This window comes from Oceanobacillus piezotolerans (genome assembly GCF_003665065.1).
Taxonomy (GTDB): domain Bacteria; phylum Bacillota; class Bacilli; order Bacillales; family Amphibacillaceae; genus Oceanobacillus; species Oceanobacillus piezotolerans.
Genome location: NZ_RCHR01000001.1, coordinates 83,657 through 102,356 on the forward strand (window position 1 = coordinate 83,657; position 18,700 = coordinate 102,356).

At 36.7% G+C, this 18,700-nt stretch carries 20 protein-coding genes; 12 read left to right on the forward strand and 8 right to left on the reverse strand.

Going from position 1 to position 18,700, the window contains the following annotated elements; all coding sequences use genetic code 11:
- Positions 1–179: 179 nt before the first annotated feature.
- The 5 genes from pruA to D8M04_RS00450 all read left to right on the forward strand — a co-directional run bounded on the left by pruA (position 180) and on the right by D8M04_RS00450 (position 6,315).
- Entirely contained in the window at positions 180–1,727 is a 1,548-nt protein-coding gene (gene pruA / locus D8M04_RS00430) for an L-glutamate gamma-semialdehyde dehydrogenase (RefSeq protein WP_121520308.1), read from the forward strand.
- Positions 1,728–1,920: 193 nt separating this feature from the next.
- Entirely contained in the window at positions 1,921–2,937 is a 1,017-nt protein-coding gene (locus D8M04_RS00435; protein WP_121521667.1) for a proline dehydrogenase family protein, read from the forward strand.
- A gap of 228 nt (positions 2,938–3,165) precedes the next feature.
- The gene (putP, locus tag D8M04_RS00440; RefSeq protein ID WP_121520310.1) at positions 3,166–4,650 is read left to right on the forward strand and encodes a sodium/proline symporter PutP; all 1,485 of its coding nucleotides are present in this window, start codon (positions 3,166–3,168) and stop codon (positions 4,648–4,650) included.
- Positions 4,651–5,038: 388 nt separating this feature from the next.
- Entirely contained in the window at positions 5,039–5,524 is a 486-nt protein-coding gene (gene ybaK, locus D8M04_RS00445; RefSeq protein ID WP_121520312.1) for a Cys-tRNA(Pro) deacylase, read from the forward strand.
- Between the two features lie 29 nt (positions 5,525–5,553).
- Positions 5,554–6,315: a serine/threonine protein kinase gene (locus tag D8M04_RS00450; protein WP_246001081.1), complete on the forward strand. Its 762-nt coding sequence runs from the start codon at positions 5,554–5,556 to the stop codon at positions 6,313–6,315.
- Between the two features lie 43 nt (positions 6,316–6,358).
- On the opposite strand, the gene D8M04_RS19945 is transcribed toward D8M04_RS00450, so the two are convergent.
- The 6 genes from D8M04_RS19945 to D8M04_RS00480 form a co-directional block, all read right to left on the reverse strand.
- The gene (locus tag D8M04_RS19945; RefSeq protein WP_158595065.1) at positions 6,359–6,505 is read right to left on the reverse strand and encodes a hypothetical protein; all 147 of its coding nucleotides are present in this window, start codon (positions 6,503–6,505) and stop codon (positions 6,359–6,361) included.
- 216 nt (positions 6,506–6,721) lie between these two features.
- Positions 6,722–7,015, reverse strand: a complete 294-nt coding sequence (locus D8M04_RS00455; protein ID WP_121520316.1) for a HesB/YadR/YfhF family protein — start codon at positions 7,013–7,015, stop codon at positions 6,722–6,724.
- Between the two features lie 556 nt (positions 7,016–7,571).
- Entirely contained in the window at positions 7,572–9,011 is a 1,440-nt protein-coding gene (locus D8M04_RS00465; RefSeq protein WP_121520320.1) for a sodium:solute symporter family protein, read from the reverse strand.
- Complete coding sequence (locus D8M04_RS00470) at positions 9,008–9,196, reverse strand: hypothetical protein (RefSeq protein ID WP_121520322.1); 189 nt, start codon at positions 9,194–9,196, stop codon at positions 9,008–9,010. Before D8M04_RS00470 ends, D8M04_RS00465 begins: the two co-directional genes overlap by 4 nt.
- Before the next feature lie 206 nt (positions 9,197–9,402).
- Positions 9,403–9,549: a BA3454 family stress response protein gene (locus D8M04_RS00475; protein WP_121520324.1), complete on the reverse strand. Its 147-nt coding sequence runs from the start codon at positions 9,547–9,549 to the stop codon at positions 9,403–9,405.
- A gap of 159 nt (positions 9,550–9,708) precedes the next feature.
- Positions 9,709–10,287 carry a DUF3967 domain-containing protein gene (locus D8M04_RS00480; RefSeq protein ID WP_121520326.1) on the reverse strand — a complete coding sequence of 193 codons (579 nt, stop codon included), beginning with the start codon at positions 10,285–10,287 and terminating at the stop codon, positions 9,709–9,711.
- Between the two features lie 164 nt (positions 10,288–10,451).
- Here D8M04_RS00480 and D8M04_RS00485 point away from each other — a divergent pair, with 164 nt between their 5' ends.
- Positions 10,452–11,306, forward strand: a complete 855-nt coding sequence (locus tag D8M04_RS00485; RefSeq protein WP_121520328.1) for a YtnP family quorum-quenching lactonase — start codon at positions 10,452–10,454, stop codon at positions 11,304–11,306.
- Between the two features lie 58 nt (positions 11,307–11,364).
- Here D8M04_RS00485 and D8M04_RS00490 read toward each other — a convergent pair whose 3' ends face one another.
- A complete protein-coding gene (locus D8M04_RS00490) occupies positions 11,365–11,679 on the reverse strand; it encodes a PepSY domain-containing protein (protein ID WP_121520330.1) in 315 nt (104 codons plus the stop codon).
- Positions 11,680–11,841: 162 nt separating this feature from the next.
- On the opposite strand from D8M04_RS00490, the gene D8M04_RS00495 reads away from it, so the two are divergent.
- Both D8M04_RS00495 and D8M04_RS00500 read left to right on the forward strand, forming a co-directional pair.
- Positions 11,842–12,906, forward strand: a complete 1,065-nt coding sequence (locus D8M04_RS00495) for a M42 family metallopeptidase (RefSeq protein WP_121520332.1) — start codon at positions 11,842–11,844, stop codon at positions 12,904–12,906.
- Positions 12,907–12,945: 39 nt separating this feature from the next.
- Complete coding sequence (locus D8M04_RS00500) at positions 12,946–13,470, forward strand: DUF84 family protein (RefSeq protein WP_121521668.1); 525 nt, start codon at positions 12,946–12,948, stop codon at positions 13,468–13,470.
- 57 nt (positions 13,471–13,527) lie between these two features.
- Here the strand turns inward: D8M04_RS00500 and D8M04_RS00505 are convergent, their stop codons facing one another.
- Positions 13,528–13,968: a YtoQ family protein gene (locus D8M04_RS00505; protein WP_121520334.1), complete on the reverse strand. Its 441-nt coding sequence runs from the start codon at positions 13,966–13,968 to the stop codon at positions 13,528–13,530.
- Between the two features lie 163 nt (positions 13,969–14,131).
- Here D8M04_RS00505 and D8M04_RS00510 point away from each other — a divergent pair, with 163 nt between their 5' ends.
- The 4 genes from D8M04_RS00510 to D8M04_RS00525 all read left to right on the forward strand — a co-directional run bounded on the left by D8M04_RS00510 (position 14,132) and on the right by D8M04_RS00525 (position 18,644).
- Complete coding sequence (locus D8M04_RS00510) at positions 14,132–14,449, forward strand: thioredoxin family protein (RefSeq protein ID WP_121520336.1); 318 nt, start codon at positions 14,132–14,134, stop codon at positions 14,447–14,449.
- A gap of 87 nt (positions 14,450–14,536) precedes the next feature.
- Positions 14,537–15,343 carry a DUF1444 domain-containing protein gene (locus D8M04_RS00515; RefSeq protein WP_121520337.1) on the forward strand — a complete coding sequence of 269 codons (807 nt, stop codon included), beginning with the start codon at positions 14,537–14,539 and terminating at the stop codon, positions 15,341–15,343.
- A gap of 15 nt (positions 15,344–15,358) precedes the next feature.
- Positions 15,359–15,967 carry a YtpR family tRNA-binding protein gene (gene ytpR / locus D8M04_RS00520; protein ID WP_121520338.1) on the forward strand — a complete coding sequence of 203 codons (609 nt, stop codon included), beginning with the start codon at positions 15,359–15,361 and terminating at the stop codon, positions 15,965–15,967.
- A 295-nt stretch (positions 15,968–16,262) separates the two neighbouring features.
- Positions 16,263–18,644 (forward strand): DNA translocase FtsK, encoded by a 2,382-nt coding sequence (locus tag D8M04_RS00525; protein ID WP_121520339.1) that lies wholly within the window; start codon positions 16,263–16,265, stop codon positions 18,642–18,644.
- The last annotated feature ends 56 nt before the right edge of the window (positions 18,645–18,700 follow it).

Below are 18,700 nucleotides of genomic sequence, written 5' to 3' on the forward strand. Positions count from 1 at the left end.
TAAATTATATTTTGATTATTATTAACTTAATGCCATCATATATGTTCTTTCCCGGCAGCAGATGAAAATAAAATTAGTTGGTACGGATTTTGCATAGTAAAGGTGAGAGTTAATTAGGCAAAAATTTATCAAATTTATGTGTTGCCTTTTACAATCTATTAATCAAGGAGGGTATTATTTTGGTATTACCATTTAAACATGAACCATTTACCGATTTTGATAATCAAAAGAATAAGGAAGAATTTGAATCCGCTCTCAAGTTAGTTGAGAGTGAGCTTGGGAAAGATTACCCGTTGGTCATTAACGGAGAAAGAATCTATACAGAAGATAAATTAGTATCCATTAATCCTAATGATAAAGACCAAGTGGTAGGTAAAGTGTCGAAAGCAACAAAGGAGCATGTTGATCAAGCGATGGATGCTGCTTTAGAAGCTTTTACGACTTGGAGAAAAATGCCAGCTGCCGCACGTGCAGATGTATTATTTAGAGCTGCAGCAATTGTTCGCCGTCGGAAGCATGAATTCTCAGCGTGGCTAGTATATGACGCAGGTAAACCATGGAACCAAGCTGATGGAGATACAGCGGAGGGCATTGACTTTCTCGAATACTATGGTCGTCAAATGCTGGAACTTGCAAGTGGTAAAAAACTAGCCGATCGTGCTAATGAACATAATGCTTATTTTTATCAGCCAATGGGACCTGGCGTTGTTATTCCACCATGGAACTTTGCTTTTGCAATCGTCTGTGGAACTGCTGTAGCACCAATTGTTGCAGGCAACCCTGTGCTATTAAAACCATCTGAGCATACTCCAGTAATTGCCTATAAATTAGTGGAAGTTCTGGAAGAAGCCGGTCTTCCGAGAGGTGTATTAAACTTCGTACCTGGTGATCCAGCTGAGATTGGTGATTATCTCGTTGATCATAAAGATACACATTTCATCAATTTCACCGGTTCGAGAAATACAGGTTTACGTATTATAGAACGCGCTGCAATTGTTCAAGAGGGCCAAAAACACATCAAACGAGTTATTGCGGAGCTGGGTGGAAAGGATACTATTATTGTTGATAAGGAGGCCGATTTAGATTTAGCTGCTGATTCTATTGTGAATTCTGCCTTTGGCTTCTCTGGACAAAAATGTTCTGCTTGCTCTAGAGCAGTCATTCATAAAGACGTTTATGATGAAGTGCTGGCAAAATCAATTGAGTTAACAAAAAAACTAACTATTGGAAATCCTACAAATGAAAATGTTTACATGGCTGCTGTTTCTAACCAACAACAGTTTAATAAAATAAAAAATTATATCGAAATAGGTAAAGACGAGGGTGAATTAGTATACGGAGGCGAAGTAGACGACTCTAAAGGCTATTTTATTACACCTACTATCTTCAGTAATGTAGATCCTGACGCTAGAATTATGCAAGAAGAAATTTTTGGGCCGGTTGTTGCATTTGCCAAAGGCAATGATTTTGATGAACTAATTGAAATCGCTAACAATACAGAGTATGGTTTAACGGGAGCGGTAATTAGTAATAATCGAGAGCATCTTGAAAAAGCTCGTTACGACTTCCATGTAGGAAACCTTTATTTTAATCGTGGATGTACCGCTGCTATAGTCGGATATCAACCATTTGGTGGATTTAAGATGTCGGGTACAGATTCTAAAGCTGGTGGTCCAGATTATTTACAGTATTTTCTTGAAGCAAAAGTAGTAACTGAAATGTACTAATTTCTAACATTCTATGAGGTTGAAGACATAAATAAGTTGGGAGACTCAATAGTTGAACAATAGATAAATTTTCCCGATCGTTATTGAAGCTGGTAGAGTTTGTTTTCTCGTTTATGAAACACTCTTGTTCAACCTCATAGAATGATTAAGTCCAATGAATGACACATTTAAAAGACGTAAAGGAAGGACTGTTATCGTGAATGTAACTAGAGACTTTTTTATTGGTCTATCAAACAATAAGTTTCTGAATGAATACGCTAAAAAATGGGGCTTCCGATTAGGTGCGGAAAAGTTTGTAGCTGGTACAACAGTTGACAGCGTAGCGAAAGTAGTTAAAGAACTTAATAGCATAGGAATTAGCTGTACCCTTGATAATTTAGGAGAATTTGTCTCAGACAAGGCTGAATCTACTAAAGCTAAGGAAGAAATCCTCCGATTATTAGACAGAATTCATACAGATAAACTAGATTGTCATCTATCCGTTAAACTAACGCAATTAGGTCTAGATATAGATCGAGAATTTTGTGTAGAAAATATGAAGGAAATTTTAACAATTGCGGGGAGTTATGGAATATTTGTTAATATAGATATGGAGGATTACTCACATTATCAACAAACGATTGATGTATTATTAGAACTTCGTAAAGACTTTGATAATGTAGGAACAGTAATGCAAGCTTACCTTTATCGAACAGAAGATGATTTAGAGGACTTAAAAGATGTCAGGCTTCGACTCGTCAAAGGGGCTTATAAAGAAAGTTCTGATGTGGCATATCAGTCCAAAGAGGATATCGATCGAGCGTTTATTAAAATAGCAAAAAAGCGTCTGGAAGAAGCAGAATTTACCTCTATTGCAACGCATGACCATAGAATTATTAATGAAATGAAAGCGTTTGTAAAAAAGAAAAACATATCAAACGATAAATTTGAATTTCAAATGTTATATGGATTCAGAACAGAAATGCACTCTAATCTTGCTGAAGAAGGTTACAATTTCTGTACGTATATTCCATTTGGAAGTGATTGGTTTGGGTATTTTATGAGACGTCTTGCTGAAAGGCCACAGAATGTAAATTTGGTTGTTAAGGATGTGTTTTGCAAAAGTGAAAATCAACTTAAGAAAGAACCGATAATTACAGGAGCTATTGCTGCTTCCATATTACTTCTTTGGAGAAAGCAGAGAAGAAGTAAAAGAGACAAAGCAAGTTAACTTGGTTGAGATAGGAAAAATAGTCATTTCCTATCTCCTTAAGTATAGGAATGTAACCATTTATACAAAAGGGTTTGTTTTATATGAATCCCTGTCTTACAATTATTTATTAGATGATATTTAAAAATTAAGGGAAAGGATGGTTGAGCAAAGTGTTTCAGGGATTTTCTACAAAATATATTTATTATCTTATAGAATAAAGGAAGAAAAAGATAAAGGAGAGATTTGATGTCAGATATCACATTTCAGTTGGCCGCTATAATATTATATTTAGTTGCTATGGTGCTCATTGGATTTTACGCATATCGTAAAACCTCTAACTTAAATGATTATATGTTGGGTGGGAGGGATTTAGGTCCTGCAGTTTCTGCGCTAAGTGCGGGTGCGGCAGATATGTCTCAATGGCTATTAATGGGACTGCCTGGTGCTATTTATATTTCTGGTTTAGTAGAAGGCTGGATAGCAATTGGTCTAACGATTGGTGCATGGTTAAACTGGAAGTTGGTCGCACCACGATTACGAGCATACACACAAGTATCCAATAATTCCATTACGATACCGAGCTTTTTTGATAATCGTTTTAAAGAGAATACTAAAATTCTCCGTATTGTATCTGGTTTAATTATTTTAGTATATTTTACTTTCTATGTTTCATCTGGAATGGTAGCGGGTGGAGTATTCTTTCAAAGCTCCTTTGGCTATAACTATCATGTAGGATTGCTTATTGTTGCTGCAGTTGTTATTGCTTATACCATGATAGGTGGGTTTCTTGCAGTTAGTTATACCGACTTTGTACAAGGTACCATGATGTTTTTAGCGTTGATTATGGTGCCAGTAGTAGGGGTATTCTTAACAGGAGGTATTGGAGAGACAGTTGATACAATACGTTCCGTTGACCCTAATCTACTTAGCTTCTTTGCTACCGCCACTGCCACAGGTATTATTTCTTCCATAGCATGGGGACTTGGTTATTTTGGTCAACCGCATATTATTGTACGTTTTATGGCAATTAAATCCACGAAGGAAATAAAGTCCGCGAGAAGAATTGGGATCAGTTGGATGATTCTCTCCTTAGTTGGAGCGGCATTAACCGCTCTTGTTGGGGTGGCATACTTCCAGCAAAATCCTACTGTTACATTATCAGATCCAGAAGCGATTTTTATTGCAATGGGACAAATCATTTTCCACCCATTTATTGCGGGACTTATGTTAGCGGCAGTATTAGCAGCAATTATGAGTACGATTTCCTCACAATTGATTGTTACCTCCTCTGCATTAGTTGAGGATATTTACAAAGCAGTTATTAACACAAATGCGAGTGACCAACAATATGTCAGACTTGGAAGGATAGCAGTGGTCGCGGTTTCGCTTGTTGCAGGGGTTTTTGCTTGGCAGCAAAATGATACCATATTAGGACTTGTATCCTTTGCTTGGGCTGGTTTTGGCGCTTCATTTGGACCTCTCGTTCTTCTGTCACTATATTGGAGAAAAACTACAGGTACAGGCGCACTTTGGGGAATGATTGTTGGTGCAGTTACGGTGTTCATCTGGGGAAATATAGAAGCATTAAGTGGATTTCTGTATGAAATTGTACCAGGCTTTATATTAAGTTTAATTGTAACGGTCGTGGTAAGCTTAGTGACATATAAACCAAATGCTGAAATTGAAGAGGAATTCAATAACGCACTAGAATTAATAGAACAAGAAAGATAATAAAGCGAAACTCCACTGAATGGGGGATTACTTTACTCCTTGCTTACAACTTTAAATTTTACTCGACATCTTTTCGTTAAGGGTCATACAGACTGTTAACCTGAGGAAAACGGAGACGTCTATTTAGATGTCTCCTTTAAATTTGTTTATTATTTGATTGTCTGAACTTTTTGTGACCTATATTCTAAAAAAAGGAATGTTAATCGGATTAGCCTAGTGAATTATCACTAATTCTGTATCCATAGTTAAATGAAATATATGCTTGTATATCTATTTCTCGGGAAATACATAAAGTTCTATCTTGTTCGACAATTTGCGTGGTTGTTTGACTATTTAGATGTAAGTTAACTATGATAAAATAAGGAAAACAATTAAGAAAGGTAAAAAGATGAGAAGGAAAAAAATACAGAAGACGAATGCAATTCGGTTATTAGATACGGAAAGAATTCACTACCTCGTACATGAGTATCCATGGAGTGAAGAACATTTAGATGCGAAGACAGCAGCAGAAAAGGTTGGAATGCCTTTAGAGAAAATTTACAAAACCCTAGTAACAGAAGGAGATAAGACAGGAATAATCGTTGCTTGTATACCAGCTACCGCTGAACTGGACTTAAAGGCGCTTGCTAAGGCTAGTGGCAATAAAAAAGTTGAGATGTTAGCAATGAAGGATTTAGAGAAAACAACAGGGTATATTCGTGGAGGTTGTTCCCCATTAGGGATGAAAAAGAACTACCCTACTTATATTGCATCCCAAGCTGAATTAATGGACACCATTGTTGTATCTGCTGGGAGGCGTGGAATGCAAATAGAGATTGATCCAAAGGCAATCCTGGATATTACAGGAGCTACATTCGCTAATATTGTTATGTAGACAGGAAAAGGAAGAGATGGATGCGACGGATGAAATACATATTCCAATGGTTAGTAGATAATTCATTAGAAAAGGACAAACTTATAAAGAGTCGTTACCGAGTTAAAGGTATCATTGGGCAAGGCAGTTACGGAGTTGCCTATATTTGTGTTGACGAAAAAGAAGAAGTACAGAAAGTTCTTAAACAACTTAGACCTAGTAAAAGAAAAAGAAAGACCGAGATTGCTTATTTTATGAAAGAGTCAGAAATTCTAAAGGAGATCGATCATCGACAAGTTCCCAAATTTTATGAAGCTTTTATAGAAGAAAATAATTATTTTTATGTAATGGAATACATTCCTGGAAATAACCTTGAGAATGAAATCTTTAAAAGGAAGCAGACTTTTGATGAAATAGGATCACTGCTTTTTATCGAGAATCTATTTAGGGTAGTGAATTTTCTTCATCATCAGCATATCTATCATTTGGATCTACGGATTCCGAATCTGATGATAAAGGACGATGCTCTGTATATTATTGATTTTGGGTTGGCGCAACAAGGAGCTAGTGAGAAAGTGAGAAAAGAGTTACAGCAGCAAGACTATTATGATCTCGGAGATATTCTGCTTTATTTATTGTACACAACATTTACAAAGAGAAAATATAAGAAAGCCCTTCCTTGGACAGAAGAACTTATTTTAAAAGATGAAACGGTTCGGTTTTTAAAACGATTACTTGGGATACAACCGAATTATGAGTCTGACGAAGCATTGCTTGCAGATTTAAAAGCTGCGATACAAGCCAATTCTTAACTGCTGCTTCTCCAGCCTTTTCTTTTGTAGCGTTTGCTGCCACTTAATGGGTGATGGCGATAATTCTTACTGCTACTGCTGCCATAGTAACCTTTTCGTCTACTGCTGCTATCAAATCTCCGATATTTAGATCTTCCACTGCTCCCATAATACCGGTGCATCTTTCTTCTGCTACTGCTATCGCCTCCATGGGAACGATAATGTTTCCGTTTACTGCTTTCTTCCGAGAGGTGTTTTATCTGTTTTAATATCTTTCTAAACATGAAGCGGACCTCCTTCTTTTATTAAATTATTTTACCATAGAACGCTTTAATCATGTACGTTTGAACATGGCACTTGTTTCTAAATAAAAAAACACTCGCTTTGATACGAGTGTTTTTTAGGACTAAGTTCTGCTTTGCCAAGATTATTGTTTGCTGAATTTATAATCTAATTCATCTGTGTTTTCATTGTAGACTACTTCAAAATCATATCCACTAAAAAACCAATCGTCGATTTCCTCAATGAAATAAGTAATTCCTTCAATTGTTTGTTCTGCTAAGACATCACGTGGCTCATCTATGCGTAATCCTACTGAGAAATTATCATGTATTTCTGTTTTTCCATATAATTTGCCGAGGAATCGAACAGCATCCCCTTTTTGTAAATCCATTTCTTCTACTAACCATTTATTCGCACGATCTGTAACGGTAATTTTCATATTAAGTTAGAATCGAACTAAGGTAAGCCCGATTCTGTTTACCTCCTCTCAAGAGATGATAGTCTTAGTTTACCATATAATTCAATCCTATCCATTTGATTTGTTTGTGAAAAAATGTGTTAGGAGGTGTGTTCTTTCCTTTCATAGTTGTTAGGAAATCCGACGTAGTGAAAATGGTATTACCTGATCCTACTCTCGCTTGTTCTAGTAATTGTGTGTGTATGAAGCCGCTTCGGCAGAATACTCCGCTTTCCACGGGCACGGCCTCAGCCTCCTCGCGGAAAAACCACCGCTGTGGGGTCTTCGAACACGTGCTGTTCCCGTAGGAGTCTACGTATTCTGCCTACGCTAGTAAAGATTTTCTGATTAACGTGTAGTGATAGTCCATGTAATCAGACGACAGTCTCGAGGAGGCTCAGCAGCCGCCCGTGGAAAGCGCAGTGTATTTCCGGAGCGGTTTTTTTGCACTTTACCGAACTTAATAAATCAGAAGTCTATCTATATTTAGTGGAAAAAGGTGCCATAAGAATTTATAGGCACCTTTCATTGTATATATTCAGCTGAAAAAGTCCTCTGCAACTTTCTCTGGTTGCTTGGTACATAAGCTCACAACCACAAAAAGGAATGTAGATAGAAGGATTCCCCATATACCGGAAGCTAGTCCAAATGGTTTTGTTTGAGTGAGTTCAATAATAATCACGATTAACCCACTTACAATGACACTGGTTAGTACTCCTGCTGCAGTTCCTCTTTTCCAGAAAAAGGTTCCTATAATTGCAGGGACAACGACTAGCAATCCGGCTGAGGAGGCAACCGAAAGCACTGCAATTAAGTTTACTTCCAATAGAGCAAAGAAGTAGGCAAGAATAGCAATAATAGGAATTACTATTTTACCAATTTGAAGCTGCTTTCTATCACTGGCATTCTTGCTTAAATTCCCATAAACATCACGGGCAAAAAGGGAAGACAATGTTAATAAAATTGAATCTATAGTTGAGACTGCTGCAGCCATAATACCGACCATTACGATAACTCCCAATATTGGTGGCACGAGATCAGACTGCAATACCATTGGCGTTGCCAGGTCTGCGTTTTCTAAATTAGGGAACATGATGGAAGCTGAGAAACCCCAAATGATCGCCACTATTGTGTAAACGAGACCAAAAATCATAAATCCCATAAGCATATGTCTCATACTTTTTAAGGATGAAGGCATATATAATCTTTGGCTAACTTGTGGATTCGAGAGACTAAAGAAAAACCATGGAATTGTCATTCCTAAGAAATTCACAAAGCTCCAAAACCCATTACCAGGTACAGTTAAAGCTTCTGGTTGTTCTGTCTCTATTGTGTGGAAAAATCCACCAAAGCCGCCTAATCCATTGACTAAAACAATGACTACTACAGTGGCGGAAATAATCATAAAAATAGCTTGTAAAGAATCTGTCCATGCAACAGAGCGAATTCCGGCAATATAGGAAAAAACGATGGCTAAGATAGTGGCAATGATAACCCCTGTTGTAAACGAGATCTTATTATTTGTTACTCCTTGGAGCAAGTATCCTACTCCTGAAAGTTGTACAGCACTATAGGGAATAAGAAATAGACAACTAAACAGGGCAACCACTATAGAAACTAATTTACTCTCATATCTACTTCCTAGCATTTCGGATGGAGTCACATAGCCAAATTTTTTCCCAACTTTCCAAAATCTTGGACCAAAAAATGCAACAAGTGAAACACCCATCAAGTAAACAAGTTCAAATCCTAAAGCGCCAACACCGCCATTATATGTAAGTCCTGCTAAACCTACCAGCATAAATGCACTATATGTAGTAGCGCTATAGCTTAAAGCAGACACAAAGCCTCCGAGATTGCGATCACCTAGAAAATAGCTCGTCATATTGGTTTGTTTTCCTGATCGCGAAAGATAAGCTATGAAAAGCGCAATAATGATATAAATCGCTATTGCCCACCAAACTAAGGTTGTACTCATTCTTCATTACCCCAATCTTTTGTAAAAAAGTAAGTAATTATTATAACTATAACCGTTAGAATAATCCATAATAAAAAGCTGCCATACCATTTTTCAATATTTGTGAATACTGTATATGGAAGAACATAGGCCAGAAGAACAATAAATAAAATAGTTAATGCCCATTTTCCTTCATGTGTTCTCATCTAAACACCTCCGTTAAAGAATTAATCATTGTTCAATCTTTAAAAAGTGAAACATTTCACAATCGGGAGAGAAATTTGTAAAAAATATAATTATTATCATACCAAAAATGGGATATATTTACCAGAAGTAATATTTTGATGAATTTAAAGAGAGGGGAGAGGAGGCAGAGGGTACATAAGAAGAATAAAAAAGAAAGGGGAAGAGTTTAATAATCAATAGGTTCCTCCCATTGCCGTTGAATCTGACTCATGGCAAGTTCAAATATTTCTTCATCTTGAGTTTCTCTGCTTGCAATTACATTTGTATGGTAAAGCTGACCTTCATAATCCAAAGTTACATTAACTTGAATCACAGACAACATCCTTTCATTTTATATTTTAATAATTGTATAATAAATTATACTATTGTGTCAATTGTGTGAACGATAAAAAATAAATAGTCTTTGAACCTTTATAAATTGGGATAGGTTTAATTAAAAAATAAACAAACGGTTAAATGAGAGAAAGATATACTATGCTCGTTTGAATAAACGACTGAAGAAAGGCTTTTGTTCTAGTTCTTTTGATTTTTCCTCAGCTGCTGCAATTTGTTTCTGCGCCTCTAATTTCTCATTTATAATGCGCATTAAGTCTTTGTCTCTTTCGTTTAACCGTTCATCGAAAGCTTCTTGTTGCTTATCTAATCTATCTATTAAGCATTGTATTAATTGTTTTTGTTGAATCATTAGCTCGGTTAGCTGTTCATATTGCTTCGTATACCGTTCTTCTTCAACTGAAGGAGTATTTGATGTGATAACACTTGATGTATCCTCTGCCGTTGTTTTATTACTGTTCCCGATTTTTTTCATTACTAAACTGGTTGCTTGTTCGACAGTAATATTGGTTTTGTCTCTTAGTTCTTTTAGGTATCGTATCGCCATTATGTCATGCTCTACATACAATCTCGCGTTGTGTTTCGTCTTAACAAAATTATAACCAGACTTCTCCAAGTATTGTGCATATTTCCTTACAGTTGTAACTCCCATATCTAACATTGTAGCAATTTCACTTGTAGTATATGCTTTCTCGCTTATTTCTATATCTTTTTCCATAACATTCCCTCCTTGGATAATGATTTCTACAATTCTTCCTTGTTTCCCTTCAAAATCTTCAATTATTTTAAAATAATCATTACTAGCCTTCTTTTAGACTATTTATGAATTTGCTAAATATTCTAAATCTAGATACAATATTGAAGAGAGAGGGAGTGAAGTGATTGGAGACATTACAAATAGGCAGAGCAAAATTAACATGGCTAAAAGGAGGGGTAAATTTCCTTGATGGGGGTGCGATGTTTGGAGTTGTACCTAAAGCATTATGGCAAAAAAAGTACCCTTCCAATGAGAAAAATCAAATAGAGTTACGTACAGATCCAATACTATTACAACTAGACGATAGGTATTTCTTAATTGATTCAGGAATTGGCAACGGCAAATTTACAGAGAAACAGATTCGAAATTTTGGTGTGCTAGAGGAATCTTATGTAGAAGAAGGACTGCGGGAATTAAATCTTAGTACTGATGATATTAATGGTATATTAATGACACATCTTCATTTCGATCATGCAAGTGGTCTATCTCGCAGAATTGGAGAAGGTAAATATCAATCTATCTTTCCAAACGCTACAATTTATACGAGTGCAATAGAATGGAACGAGATGCGTAACCCTAATATTCGGTCTGTAAATACATATTGGGAGAGTAATTGGCAGCCAATTGAGCATCAAGTAGAAACATTTGCAGATGAGATAGAGATAGTAAAAGGCTTGAAATTAATTTATACTGGTGGCCATAGTGACGGACACGCTATCGTTGTTTATGATGACGGTGATGCTTGCTTTATCCATATGGCAGATCTCATGCCAACACATGCCCATCAGAATAAATTGTGGGCAATGGCTTATGATGATTATCCAGTTACATCTGTTCACGAGAAGGAAAGCTGGATGGAATATGGGTATCAAAGAGAGGCGTGGTATACCTTTTATCATGATGCTTATTATCGTGCAATAAAATATAATCATGCTGGCGAGAAGGTAGACGCTTTGGAGAGAGTTCGATATCCATACTAAAAAAAACACAGATGTGGCTTCTTAAATCGAAAATAAAAATCGGCAGCTATGCCGATTTTTATGCTGTTTCTACGGTAGATATTACTCCACCTGTTTCTGCGTCTACGAAAAATTCGTATTGTTTGTTTTCACCATCAATATTTCGAGTGATTCCGCCACGATAAACTTTATACTGCAATCCGTTTTTTTCCATGTCCTCAGCTTTCATATAAATCCAAGAACCACTAATTGGTCCAGATTTTTGAAAGGATTCTTTAGCATACTTTAATGCTTTTTCAGGTGTGACTTTTTGTCTTGTTTGTATTTGTTGATTTGCTACATATCCAATGGCCGCACCTATAGCAAAAGCCATAACCATATTACGTTTACTCATTTTCAACACCTCATTAATAGTTAGATTGGAATGAATATTTCATCAATAATATAATTAAGTATACCTTAAAATGGATTAAAATGAAAATAAGATATAGTTAGTGGAAAGATAACGGATTAATCCGTTATACTAACTAGTATAAACCTTAGTGGAGGGTATCGAATGAATCAGAATACACTTGATCTTTTTAAAACATTAACAGAATTACAAGGTGCACCGGGTGACGAAGCTCGTGTACGTGCATATATGGAGCAAGAGTTAGACAAATATGCAGACGAAATTATTCAAGATAATCTAGGCAGTATTTTTGGTGTGAAGTACGGTGAAGGTCCCAAAGTGATGGTTGCTGGCCATATGGATGAAGTAGGATTTATGGTAACACAAATAACAGAGAATGGGATGCTTCGCTTTCAGCCGTTAGGTGGTTGGTGGAACCAAGTCATGCTGGCTCAGCGAGTTCAGGTTATGACTGAGTCAGGACCAATAATCGGTGTTATTGCTTCTATTCCGCCTCATTTACTGACAGAAGCACAGCGAAGTAAACCAATGGAAATTAAAAATATGTTAATAGATATTGGTGCAGATGATCGAGCGGATGTTGAAGAAATCGGAGTGAAGCCGGGAGACACGATTGTACCAATTACCCCTTTCCAACCAATGGCTAATCCTAAAAAAATTATGGCAAAAGCATGGGATAATCGTTATGGCTGTGGCCTTGCAATTGAGCTCCTTAAAGAGGTAAAAAACGAAACTTTACCAAATCAGTTGTATTCAGGAGCAACGGTTCAAGAGGAAGTTGGGTTACGTGGTTCCAAGACATCCGCTAATTTAATTCAGCCGGATATTGCCTATGTTCTCGATGCATCACCTGCAAATGACGCGTCTGGTGATAAGAAAGCCTTCGGAAAGTTAGGGGAAGGGGCATTACTAAGAATTTTTGACCGAACTATGGTAACACATAAAGGTATTCGAGAATTTATTCTAGATACAGCAGAATCAAATAATATCAAATACCAATATTTTGTCTCTCAAGGTGGAACGGACGCTGGAAGTATTCATTTATCCAATAGTGGCGTTCCTAGTGCGGTCATTGGGATTTGCTCAAGGTATATTCACACATCAGCTTCTATTATCCATGTTGATGACTATGCAGCAGCAAAAGAATTACTTGTAAAATTAGTAAAAACAACCGATCAAAATACGGTTAATCTTATTCGTTCTAAGTAAGTTTATTCCAGTATTGAATTACTAAAAGGAGTAGGTATGATAAATATTTGTATTGGATCAAAAAACCCGACAAAAGTTGATGCAGTGAAAGATATTTTTCCTGAAGCAAATCTGATAGCACTAGAAGTACCTTCCAACGTACCTAATCAGCCTTTCTCTGATGAAGAAACAAGACGAGGTGCAATAAACCGAGCTCTGCATAGCAGAGAGTCTCATTCTGATGCAATTGGCATTGGCCTGGAGGGCGGAGTTATGTATGTAGGAAAACAGCTGTACCTCTGTAATTGGGGAGCTTTAGTTGATGTAAGTGGACATATCTACACTGCCAGTGGTGCCCGAGTGGTGCTGCCAATTGAAATAGATAATGAGCTTAAAACCGGAAAAGAACTTGGAGATATTATGGATGAGTATGCCAGAAGACAAGATGTTAGAAAAAACGAAGGCGCTATCGGTATCTTTACAAATGATTTAATTTCTAGAAAAGAGATGTTTACTCATGTTGTTAAGATGCTGAAAGGTCAAATGGAGTATGGGAAGGTAAATATTAAAAACAGCAGTAATTAATTCACTGCTGTTTTTTTTTTAATAAAGCTAATTAACCTGATAGAGGAATGAGAATATTTATTCATAAATATATGAAACTACATCAAGTGCTTGTTCAATGGTTTCAACGGTGACATTTGCTTTATTGGATAACTCCTTTAATGGATGTATAAGGGACGCAGGGCGCACAATAATAGTTGGCTTATTTAACGAAATTGCTGTACTTACATCCATAGCTGTGTTCCATTGTTTGTACTGTTCACCGAATAAAGCAATAACAATGTCTGACTTCTGCATTAAGACTTGGGTTCTAAAGTTATTAATGTCACTTGCAGCATCGTCTTTATAGTAGGAGCTAGGCTGCTTTCCTAGGATTTCTTCACCAATATTGTCTGAACGATCATGGTTTGTCTGTGGACCAACGAAAGAGAGCGGCAAATTTTTCTCTCTTGCTCCTTGTTCTACCTGTTCACGCCAATCATCATGAATTTGACCTGCTAGATACACAACGATTTCCATTGATTACTTCGCCTCCTATTCATATTCTATTTTAATAGTAACCAATTATAGAAAAATTTCCAAGAGATTGTCTTTAAGAATGGAAGCTCTTGCTGTTTTAATTGTACGAGTTAATTGAAATCAATAAAAATCAACGTTATGATAAAAACAGGAGTTGATAAACATGAAAGAATTAGAAACTATTGAACAATATCATGAACTAAAAGATAATAAAGATACCATTTTTCTTTTCTCTGCAGACTGGTGTGGGGACTGTCGATACTTAGATCCGGATCTTCCCAAAATTGAGAATGCATATCCGGAATATACTTTTATAAAAGTAGACAGAGATAAATTTATTGATTTATGCATAGAGAATGATATCTTAGGAATACCTAGCTTTTTGGCCTTTAAAAATGCTAAAGAGGTTGGGCGATTTGTGAGCAAAGACCGTAAAACAAAAGAAGAAGTTATTCAGTTTATTAAAGACTTGCCAGCGTAATCTAATGCGGAACAATCCTTAATAAAAAATGAAATCGGCAGAGCTGCCGATTTTCTTGCATAGGATAGAATGATGGAGGACGAATAAATGAAAATGACTGCAATTCAAATGAAAAAGAAATTAGAAGAGCGTCTGAAAAATGAGGATTATCATCTATCATTTAATCGAGATAAGAATACATTACGTGTAGAGTGGAAGCATTCAAAAAAAGGAATGACGATAACTTTACCTAATGTAATAGCTAAATATAATGAACGTGGAGAGGCAGCATTAGATGAATTAGTAGAACATATCACAGAAGCTCTTCGTGTGATGAATACGGAACCTCAGTTAAAGGGAATGGAAAAGAATATCTTTCCAGTCATAAGATCAACTTCCTTTCCAACTAAAACAAAAGCAGGTGTTACATTAATTACGAAAGAGCATACTGCTGAAACAAGAATTTTTTATGCTCTGGACCTTGGGAAATCCTATCAATTAATTGATGAGAATCTATTGCAGCGTGTTGGATGGACAACGGATCATATTGAAGAAATTGCAAGCTTTAATGTCCGTTCTTTATCAACTGAGACAAAAAAGGATACAGTAGCGGATAATGATTTTTACTTCATAGCCACACAAGACGGCTATGATGCGAGCAGAATACTTAATGAATCATTCTTAAATGAAATGAAAGCAAATGCAATTGGAGACTTGGCTGTTGCTGTACCGCATACAGATGTACTCATTATAGTTGATGTACGCAATAATACAGGTTATGATATTTTAGCACAAATGACTATGAAATTCTTTGCTGAGGGAAGAAATCCAATTACTTCACTTCCATTTATATATGAAGATAAGAAGTTGGAGCCAATCTTTATTTTAGCAAAAAACCGACCAGTAAAAGATTAAGAAAGGATGAAAAAAATGGATGTATTTTATAATCCAGCAGGTATAGGTGATGTACTAATCATACCGCTTGCAGATGAAGATCGATATGAAGTCAAACACGAAAATATTGGGGATATTACAAGAATAACGTCCAAAAAGGATGGAAGCATTCTAGGTTATAATGTTTTCCATGCATCTGCCCATTTAACTCTAACTGAGACTGGGACAGTTAAATTAACGCAAGAGCTTTTAGAAGATATTAAAACATACTTTAGAGAAAACAATATAACGGATTCTCTAGATTTTGATTTAAGCCCTAAATTTGTTGTTGGATACGTTGTAAGTAAAGAAAAACATGAAAATGCTGATAAATTAAGTGTTTGCCAAGTGGACGTGGGAGAAGAAACCCCATTGCAAATTGTTTGTGGAGCTCCCAATGTCGATAAAGGCCAAAAAGTAGTAGTCGCTAAAGTAGGTGCAACCATGCCAAGCGGTCTAAAAATCAAAGCTTCTGAATTGCGTGGTATACCTTCCAATGGAATGATTTGCTCTCAGAAGGAATTAGGATTACCAAATGCACCAAAGGAAAAAGGTATTTATGTTCTGGAAGATACATATAGAGTTGGAGAAGAGTTTAAGTTTTAATCCAGGTTAACTGGCTATACTCCCCCCCTTCTGGAGTTCTGGAAGAATACAAGAATAGTAAGTGGGGGACTAGCAGCTAGGAAAGACTTGATTCGCTCAAGGGCCTGCGGGTCTCTCCTAGCGGTACTAACACTCAGTGGGGGAAAGGGAACTCCTCTGAGTGAAGTTTCACTTTATTTCAAAACAGCCTAGCGGTTTGCCTGGGTTGTTTTTTTCTTATGTAATATCTACCAACCTTGTAAAAACATGCTACAATAAGAATTACAATCTTTAGCAAATAGAAAGAGTGAGAATGATGTGGGAGAATTGGAAGAATAAAGTTAAGAACCTTTTTGCTGATGAGGAGCATCAAGAGCAAGTACCAACACCAATTGAAATTAAAAAGTCAGAAATTAAAGCAAAAGTGAGCTATCAATACCCAAAGGAAAGACCATTTCGTTTTCCTGTAATCCCAGATCCACCAAAAGATAATAAATTTCAGAATCAAGATAACAATGAATCTTATAATAGAAGAAGTAAAACGAATCGAAACCAAAGAACAAATCAGAACAGAGAAAGGTACATGGATAATAATGTAATGTGGAAACGGGGGGAGGAAGCACCTCGACCAACGAGCAGAAAAGAGAGCTCAGATGAACCTGTACGGAAAATTATTAAGAAATCGGATACACCGTTTAAGGTCAGTGACGTACCGTCTCCTATCTATGGCTTTCAAAGCAGGGATAAAGCTTACGCTATAGAGAAAGGACTGACTTCCAGACGAGAAGATCAATTGGATTTGGATAATCAGCACTTAGATTTTCAAGACGATGAACAAAATCAAGCAGAAGAAGAAATTGCCAGCAGTGCAGAAATATCTTTAGAAATAGAGGAATCAAGACATGCAGCTGCTTCTGAATTAGATGGGAAAGAGGAAACTACGCAATCTTCTTCTGAAGATAAAACAGAAGAATGGACAGACTCTCATGTAAGCAGGAAGTTTACGGTTATTGGAAACCAAAGTATCGAATTAGATACAAACTATGAGGAGGAAATTTCGGAAGAATCATCTATGGATGGTAGTGGAGAAAAAGAAAACAACCCTCCAAAAGCATTGGAAGAGAATGATAATAAACCTAGAAGAAGTTATTCCAATCCTTTTAACGTAATCATGACTCCAAGTGATAAACGGAATCTTCGAGACAGGCAGCGAAAAGCAAGTCGGTTAAATGCAGACACAAGTCAAAGTAAACAATCAGAATATCCCAGAAAAGACATAACTACTACACCAGAGCAACCTAAAGAAACTTATTTACCATCTCATTTGCTAAACGATCCTATCCCAAAAAATGAGAATAACCGTGCCTGGATAGAACAGCAACAAGAATTGCTTGAACAAACACTAAAGCACTTTAATGTAAATGCTAAAGTGGTAAAGGCCACACAAGGCCCTTCCGTAACGCGGTTTGAAGTTCACCCTGAAATGGGAGTAAAGGTAAGCAAAATCAAAAATCTTAGCGATGATTTAAAATTAAATATGGCTGCGAAAGATATTCGCATTGAAGCACCGATTCCAGGGAAAAATACAGTTGGTATTGAAATTCCGAATCGTCATGCTCGAATGGTAGGGCTTCAAGAGGTCTTTGAAACGAAAGAATTTAAAGAAAGCTCTTCTCCGTTAACCATTGCACTTGGACTAAGTATTGAAGGAGAACCTAAAATTACAAATATCCAAAAAATGCCACATGGCTTAATCGCGGGAGCTACAGGATCTGGTAAGAGTGTCTGTATTAATACGATGCTAGTAAGTCTTTTATATAAAGCAAGTTATGAAGATGTAAAGATATTATTAATTGATCCAAAGATGGTGGAACTAGCTCCCTACAATGGTATTCCACATCTTGTTGCTCCTGTAATTACAGATGTAAAAGCTGCAACACAAAGTCTGAAATGGGCTGTCACTGAGATGGAAGACAGGTATGAGAAGTTTGTTCATGAAGGTGTAAGAAACATTGAAGGATATAACAAAAAAGTATTACAACAAGGACGTCGTGAAGATAAAATGCCTTTCATTGTCATTGTCATTGACGAGTTAGCAGACCTAATGATGACATCTCCGCAAGATGTTGAATTCTCTATTAGTCGTATCGCTCAAAAGGCAAGAGCATGCGGAATTCATTTGATTCTGGCAACCCAGCGTCCGTCAGTAGATGTTATTACAGGACTTATTAAGGCGAACATCCCTACAAGGATTGCTTTTAGTGTATCTTCCCAAGTAGACTCTCGAACCATAATTGATTTGAGCGGAGCAGAAAGGCTTTTAGGAAAGGGAGATATGCTATTTGTAGAGAATGGTGCAGGCAAGAGTATTCGATTACAAGGGCCTTTCGTATCGGATGAAGAAATTGAAAGAGTAACCAGCTATGCGAGAAGTTTAGCAGAACCGAATTACCTGTTCGAGCAAGAAGAGCTCCTGGAACAAATTCAAGTGGATGAAGAAGAGGACGAGCTTCTGCAGGATGCAATACAGTTTGTCTTAAGTCAAAATACGGCAAGTACATCACTTTTGCAGCGTCATTATAAGATTGGTTATAATCGGGCAGCACGGCTCATTGATACGCTGGAGAACAGAGGGATCATTTCAGGGCAGAATGGAAGCAAACCAAGAGATGTATTAGTAAGTCAATTACAGGAATAATCGATAAATTTGTGGTACTATGAATTGATATTATAGTTTGGTGTAGGACTTCACAG